At 61.8% G+C, this 7,145-nt stretch carries 4 protein-coding genes and 1 pseudogene; 1 reads left to right on the top strand and 4 read right to left on the bottom strand.

Annotated elements, in window-relative coordinates; translation table 11 throughout:
- Positions 1-903: pseudogene (locus tag HX846_RS21570) on the bottom strand (VRR-NUC domain-containing protein); the annotation flags it as partial.
- 188 nt (positions 904-1,091) lie between these two features.
- Here HX846_RS21570 and HX846_RS21575 point away from each other — a divergent pair.
- A complete protein-coding gene (locus tag HX846_RS21575) occupies positions 1,092-1,316 on the top strand; it encodes a YgdI/YgdR family lipoprotein (RefSeq protein ID WP_102369114.1) in 225 nt (74 codons plus the stop codon).
- 214 nt (positions 1,317-1,530) lie between these two features.
- Here the strand turns inward: HX846_RS21575 and HX846_RS21580 are convergent, their stop codons facing one another.
- The 3 genes from HX846_RS21580 to HX846_RS21590 form a co-directional block, all read right to left on the bottom strand.
- Positions 1,531-2,961, bottom strand: a complete 1,431-nt coding sequence (locus HX846_RS21580) for a lipase (RefSeq protein WP_008433771.1) — start codon at positions 2,959-2,961, stop codon at positions 1,531-1,533.
- Positions 2,962-3,140: 179 nt separating this feature from the next.
- Positions 3,141-6,251 carry an autotransporter serine protease gene (locus HX846_RS21585; protein ID WP_178966066.1) on the bottom strand — a complete coding sequence of 1,037 codons (3,111 nt, stop codon included), beginning with the start codon at positions 6,249-6,251 and terminating at the stop codon, positions 3,141-3,143.
- Positions 6,252-6,398: 147 nt separating this feature from the next.
- Positions 6,399-7,145: autotransporter domain-containing protein (locus HX846_RS21590; protein WP_178966067.1), on the bottom strand; the 747-nt coding region annotated here is incomplete at its 5' end.

The raw sequence follows: 7,145 nt of genomic DNA on the forward strand, positions 1-7,145 counted from the left end.
ACGGGCCAGCCCCATCGCCTGGGCAAAATCCTCCTGGCGCTCCAGCACCCGGATCAGCCGCGCCCGTGCGCCGGGATAGGTGCAGCCCCGGTAGATAGCTTCCGCCAGGGCCAACTCGGCGCTGCGCTCACAATACTGGCCCACCTGGAACAACAGCTTGGCCCGACGTTTCTCCAGCCAGGGGTTGTCGGTGTGCAAGGTAGCGATTTGTTCCAGCACGCCATCGAGTGCCTCGCCCGCTTCAAAGGCCTGCTGGCACTGATGCAGGAACAGGAAGCCGTGCACATCGTCACGGCTGCGCAAACCGCGGGATTCGGCGCAGAATTCGACTTTCTCGTAGGTAAAGATGCCCAGGTCCGCCAGCACAAATTCCGACCAGTCCTGATAGAGATTACCGAAGAACATCAGGCGCAGGCGGTCGCACAGTTCCATCACGGTGAGGCTGTAAAGCTGATCGGCCAGGTCCGGGCACCAGTGCTGGAAGTGACGCAGTTCACAAAACTGCATTGACAGCGTTTCCAGCCAGTCAGCCTTCCTGGCCTTGGGTTGCTCGATCCAGGGTTTGAACGCCGCCAGGATTTCCGCTTTCTGCAACAGGCCGAACAGCTCGCCGAACGACAACAGGCATTGGTCCGTCACCCAACCCTGTTCCAGCAAAGGCACGACCGCCTCGTGCACCGCGCCGATCTCGACATAGTTGAGCTTGCCCGCCCGGAAATGCGCGCCCTTGCGCATCACCATGCGTACCAGTAACGCCTGGGATGCCTGCGGCAAGCTGTCAAATTGCTGAATGAAATGCTCTTCGTCCGGGGCCAGCAAATCGGCATAACGCTGCCCCAGCCAGGCGAGCACTTGGCGGAAGTTATGCAGGTAATAGAGCGGATCTTCTAGGGGATTGGACATGTCAGGCACTGGATCAACCACTGTTTATGCATACAGAGTGCCGTCCCTGACCGACTGTTGCAATCAGTAATAGATCAAAGGCACACGCAACTTTTTGCGTAATAATGATCAGATGGCTGTCAGCCACATTAAATGAGTCTCCCCCGACCGCTCAGGTGCGGGGTTTTCGAAGGATCAGGGTAAGGGTTATGAGCATGAAGAATTTGGGTCTGGCGGTGGGTATGTTCACGTTGCTGGTATTGGCCGGTTGCTCCACGCAGACGGTGGTGACGTTGCAGAACGGCACTCAATACCTGACCAAGGACGTGCCCAACGCGAAAACGGCCGATGGCTTCTACGAATTCACCGACATCGCCGGCAAGCATATTCGCGTCAAGGCCGATGACGTCGCGACCGTGATGAAGGAGAAATAAAAAGTGGGAGCCCGTCGGCTCCCACTTTTCTTTGCAATGCACGCCCCTGTGGGAGCCGGGCAATGATCGTTCCCACGTTCTACGTGGGAATGCATCCCGTGACGCTCCGCGTCACCACTGCGCAAGACATGAACCGTGGGTTGGCCGTTGGACGCAGAGCTTCCGGGGCGGCGTTCCCACGCAGAGCGTGGGAACGATCAATCCGTGGCGCTACTTAGCCGATGGAAACCCCATCGCCCCAAACCCCGGCGAGCCCAACGCCAACCAGCGTCACCGAGTCCGCGCCAAAGCTCAGCACGGTATCGCCCCCCACCACCTTGGCGTGGTCACGCCAGTCCGCACTGCCCTCCACGTCCCGGAACACCAGCTTGTCGGTCGGCTGATAACCAATCACCCGGTCCTGCCCAAACTGCCCGCCGAACAGAAAGGTGTTATGCCCGCTGTTGTCGCGGATCGTGTCATTGCCCTTGCCGCCCTCGATGAAATCCACACCCTTGCCACCCTGGATCAAGTCATCGCCATCACTGCCGATGATGAACGTGTTGCCCTTGTGCGGCTCGGCATTGCGGTTGAGGTCCTGCACCCAGGTATTGGCCCGGGCCGGGTCCGACAGGTTGGCCACGATAATCGTCGAGTCCCGGCTGGTCAGGTCGTAGAACTGCGAGTCCAGGACCCGCGTCATGCCATCCCCATACCCGGTGGGCAAATGAGAAAGCCAGGTGGGAACATTGACGATGGAAAACGGCAGGACATTCCACAGCGTCGACGCGTAGTGATCGTTGAAGCTGACGATATTGTCCGTGGTCGACTCATGGGGCTTGTCGTGCACGCCCAGTGACGAGAAGTTGAACGACGAGCCGTCCAGCGCGCGAAACACCGGGTCGTTTTCATAACCGATATTCAGCACCTTGTCGCCGGCACTCTGGGTTGGCGAGGCATAAGCCACATAGTTGGAGTCCTTGTAGAACCCCGACCATTTATTGCCGCTCAGGTCGGCCATGCTGTTGACCGCCAGGCCACCCAGGCTATGACCGCTGACCACCACGTCCTTGCCCGTCAGGCCATGACTGCCGGCATACGCCGCGACATCCTTGAGCAAGGTGCCAAAGGCTTCGCCGGCGTAGTTTTTCGCGTAGTCCTTGGGCCCCAGCGCCGCCAGCAGGTCACTGACCAAATCGCCGATGGAGTCGCTGATCAAGGTTTCCCGAGGCCCCGAAGTCCCGCGAAAACCAATGCCGATTTCCAGCAGCTTGCCGTCGCCATCGTACTTGCCCAGCACTTCCACCTGCGCGGTGGTGTAGCCGGGCTTTTCACCGAAGAACGTGCCCCGGGCGTCCACCTTGCCGCCGTAGCCCAGGGTACTGGCGCTGATGGGCGTCCAGCCGGCCTTGTTGACCGCCTCGAGGGCGGCTTTTTCCGAATCCGGGTTCCAGGGAATGCCCGGAATCACCCCCTGTGAATCGGTGCTGCCCAGCAGCGCCCCCACCAGAGTGGCGGGCAGCCCCAGGCCAAAACCGTTGTGCTGGTAACCCACGGCAAAGCCGTTGTCCAGATTGTGATAGGAGTACAGCGTGATCGCCATGGCATCGGCGAACAACGCTTTGGAGCCCTCGGTGCCGAGGTTTTTATAGTCGAAAACACCCATGGTATTGCCTCTCTTTTGTTGGAATTGTCGAGAAAGCCGAATCTGCACAAATGGACGATTGGAACCGGATCAATGTGGGAGCGGGCTTGCTCGCGAGGGCGGTGTGCCAGTCGGTGGGTGGGTTGACTGATCCACCGCTTTCGCGAGCAAGCCCGCTCCCACATTTCGAACCGCAGTGTTTAGAAAGCCCAGTCCAGGCTCAAACCCACCCCATGGACTTTCTCCTTGCTGGCCAGCAGGCCGTTGTAATCCAGATTCACCTTCGCCTCCTTGCTCAACGCCAGGCTGACCCGCGCCCCCACCAATGCCGCATCACGCACCATCGACGAACTCTCCACAGTGAACGAAGGGCCGCCCGAGGCAAACGCCAGGTGCCGCTCGGAATCGACGCTGCTCAGGTTGTGCTGCCAACCCAGGGTGCCGGAAAGCTCCAGTTGCTGATGGTCATTGATATTCAAGGTTTTCAGCGCTCGAGCACCCAGGGTACTCAACACCACATCGCGGCTGTCTTCCCGGCCCTTCAAGGCCGCCGCATCACCCTTTTCGGTAAACCCATCGGCATCCAGATGCACGTACGCCAGGTTGGCGAACGGTTCTAGGGCCAGGGGTTGCAGGTTCAGGCGATACGCCGCCTCGGTAAACACCTGGGTACTGCGGGCATCCACCTTGGCTTTCTGCTTGCCGGCGACTTCACCGTATTGCAGCTCGCGCTTCACATCGGCGCGGTGCCAGCTGTAGGTCGCACCACCGCTCAAGCGCAAGGCACCGATTTCATGCCCGGCATACGCACCCAGGTGATAGCTGTCCACCGATGCCCGGGAATGGGTGTCGCTGCCCATGTTCAGCGATGTATCGCTGTACCCCGCCACCAGGCCTACACGGGTGTCTTCATCCAACGCGCCGTCCACACCCGCCAGCATGCCGCCGATGGACGTGGTGTAGCCCGCCGTATCGCTGCCGCTGTTGGTCTTGCCCCAGGCGCCCAACGCCTTGACCCAGACGTTGCCACGGCTGTCGACGGTCTGGCTCGATGCGCCCATTTGCCCTTGCTGCAAACGCTCGCCCACGGCTTCACGCAGGTAGCGGTTGTCATTCACCAACGCGGTTTCCAGCGCCGGGTAGATTTCCCCGGACAGCTGCTGGAATGCACCCTGGGCCGAAGCCGCATTCGGCGCCAGCAACAGGCTTTCGTACACGGCGTTGCCCGCGCCCAACTGCTCGGCAGCAGCGGCCACCGAACGTTGGTTCGGGGTGGCGGCCACACTGGCAAAGGTGTTGGCATTGCGCCCCACATCCAGCTGCACGCCGTTGGCGGCGTAGTTCAGGGTACCGCCGATAAACAGATAGTTGGGCAGCACCGAACCGAAGCTGCCGGTAATCCCGCCCGCAGCCTGCAGGATGTTGTATTGGCGACCGATCAGGCTTTCGGCCTGGGTCTGGGTCAGCAGCGTCGGGCTGTTTTCCAGGGCCAGGGTCACCGTGCCGCCGCTGAGGGTGGCCTTGCCACCGGCGACGATGCGATCACTGTTGGTGGCCGACAACTCCACCGCATAGGTAGAGCCCGCCGCGAAGTTCACATCCCCGGCCACGTTCAGGGTGCCGATGGAGTTGCCCGGCGCCACGGTACCGCCGCTGTTCGCTGTCAGCGAACCAATGCGCCCGGAACCGCCCACTACGCCGCTGCTGCTGACGGTAACGTCGGAGGTGATCGAGCCATTGATCGCCAGCAACCCTTGGTTGACCAGGGTCGGGCCGCTGTAGGTGTTGGTGCCGGTCAGTACCAGCGCGCCAATGCCCTGCTTGGTCAGGCCGCCATGCCCGGAGATATCGTTGCTCCACACATCCAGCCCGCAATGCACATCGGTGCACGTGCGCTGGGTCGGTTTGCCGGCATCCACCACGGCGCCAATCCCTGGCAGGTCCGCGACAAACTGGCCGGAGCCGTAGGCGCCGTCGATACGAAACTCCGCCGGGATATCCTCAGCCGTCACAAACATCCCCGGGCCGTTGATGGCCTTGCCCAGGTTGATCATGCCCCAACCGTACAGCGAGTCGATGCCCGGTGCGCCGAGGTCGGTCGCGGTGGTTTTCAGCAGCGTGGATATCTGGTCGCCGCTCATGTACGGGAAGCGCTCCATCAACACCGCTGCACTGCCGGCCACATGCGGCGCGGCCATGGAGGTGCCGTTGAAATTGGCGTAGTCGGTGGTCAGGTTTTCCAGGGAGGTGCCGTTGATCACCGAGCTGTAGATCTTGGTGCCGGGCGCCGCGACGCAGAAGCTGGCGGCATACCCGCAGCGCGAGGAAAAGGTACTGATCACGTAAGGATCGGAACTGGCGGTGTCGGGATTCTGTTGCAAGGCCGCCACCGACAGCCAGTTGGGTGCAATCTCCGGCACGAAGTACGCCAGGCCCGAGATCGCATCCGGGTTGTTGCGGTTGTAGTCGTTGCCGGCGGCAAAGATCGTCAGCACGCCGCTGCGGGCCGCATCAATGGCGCCCTGATAAGCGCCACCTGCGATCGTCCCAAGGATCGGCCGAATGTTATTGAACTGCGCCTGGGCTTCATTGACCGTGAAGTTGGGGAATGCCGGATCTCGGCCGCCCTTGGCGTACTGGTCACCGATGCCGATGCCCCAGCTGTTGTTGATAATGCGTGCGCCGCTGGCCACCAGCGCGTCCCAACCGGCTTTGTAGACCGCACCGTCGTTGCCCAGGATGATCCCGTCTTCGGGGCCCGGGTCACCGTTTTCGGCGCTGATGATCTGCGCATCGAACGCCACGCCGTGCATTGGCCCGCCGTCGCGGTTACCCGCAGCGATCCCGCCTACGTGGGTGCCGTGATTGCCGAGCTTGCCGTTGGAACCCAGGGAAGGCGTGCCGTCGTAGCGAAACGCGTCCCCGGCTTTCACCGGGATGTACGGGTCGGTGTATTGGCGAATGCCTTCGGTCACGAGCGTGACCACTTTGCCGGGGCTGGCGAATTCCGGATGCTGGGCATACACCGGCTGGTCGAAGATCCCCAGCTTCACGCCCTTGCCGGTGTAGCCGGCGGCGTAGGCGGCGTCTGCATGCACGGCGCCCAGGCCCCAGTCGGCCTTGAATTCATTACTGCGCCAACTGGCAGCATCTCCCAGTTTTCCGGTTTCCACGTAGGGTGCGGCCTGGGCGGTACCCAGGCTGGCCAGGCAACACAGCAACGCGCCGTATGGCACGCAGCTCAGGGCCTTGAGCGGGTAGCCCGGGCCTGTTGGGATGGCGGATTGAAACCCTCGTTTTGTTTTTTTCACGGTGACCTTCCTTAGTTTTTATTGCACTTGTATAAATCACGTTTCTCCCAAGCGTCGCCGACCCCATGTGGGAGCGGGCTTGCTCGCGAATGCGGTGGCTCAGTNNCCCGCTCCCACAGTTGACCTCTTTCGACCTCAGGATCTTGCTCAGAACTGCCAGTTCAGGCTCAACCCCACACCCTGGATTTTTTCCCGGCCAGCCAATTGGCCGGTGTAGTCGAGGTTGACCCGTGTGCTTTTGCTCAACGCCAGGCTCGCCTGCACGCCCACCAATGCCGCGTCGCGCATCAACGGCGAGCTTTGCACCGCAAACGACGGCCCTCCGGCGACAAACGCCAGGTGCTCTTCGGATTCAACGGCACTCAGGCTGTGCTGCCAGCCCAGCGAGCCGGAAACGTCCAGTTGCTGGCGGTCGTTGAGAGGGAAGGTTTTTGCCGCCCGCAGGCCCAGGGTGCTCAGCACTGCATCGCGGCTATCGCTGCCACGCTCCAGCGCGGCGGCGTCGCCTTTCTCGTGAAAGCGCTCGTTGTCCAGATGCACGTAAGCCAGGTTGGCGAACGGCTCCAGCGCCACCGAGGACACGTTCAAACGGTAGGCCGCTTCGGTAAATACCTGGGCACTGCGCGCATCCAGCTTGGTCTTCTGCTTGCCGCTGACTTCGCCGTACTGCAAGTCGCGTTTCACGTCGCCGCGATGCCAGCTGTAGGCACCGCCGACGCTCAAGCGCCAATTGCCCAGCTCATGCCCGGCGTAGGCGCCGAGGTGGTAGCTGTCGATGGACGCCGATGAATGCGTGCCGCTGCCCATGTTCAGCGAGCTGTCGCTGTAACCGGCCACGAGACCGGCACGGGTCTGCTCGTCCAGCGCGCCGTCGACACCGGCCAGCATGCCGCC

Source organism: Pseudomonas sp. K5002 (assembly GCF_013386655.1).
Lineage (GTDB): Bacteria > Pseudomonadota > Gammaproteobacteria > Pseudomonadales > Pseudomonadaceae > Aquipseudomonas.

What these genes read in the sequence shown, in the direction of transcription:
- HX846_RS21575 (WP_102369114.1), top strand. Translation starts at nt 1,092, where the DNA reads ATGAGCATGAAGAATTTGGGTCTGGCGGTGGGTATGTTCACGTTGCTG.
- HX846_RS21580 (WP_008433771.1), bottom strand. Translation starts at nt 2,961, where the DNA reads ATGGGTGTTTTCGACTATAAAAACCTCGGCACCGAGGGCTCCAAAGCG.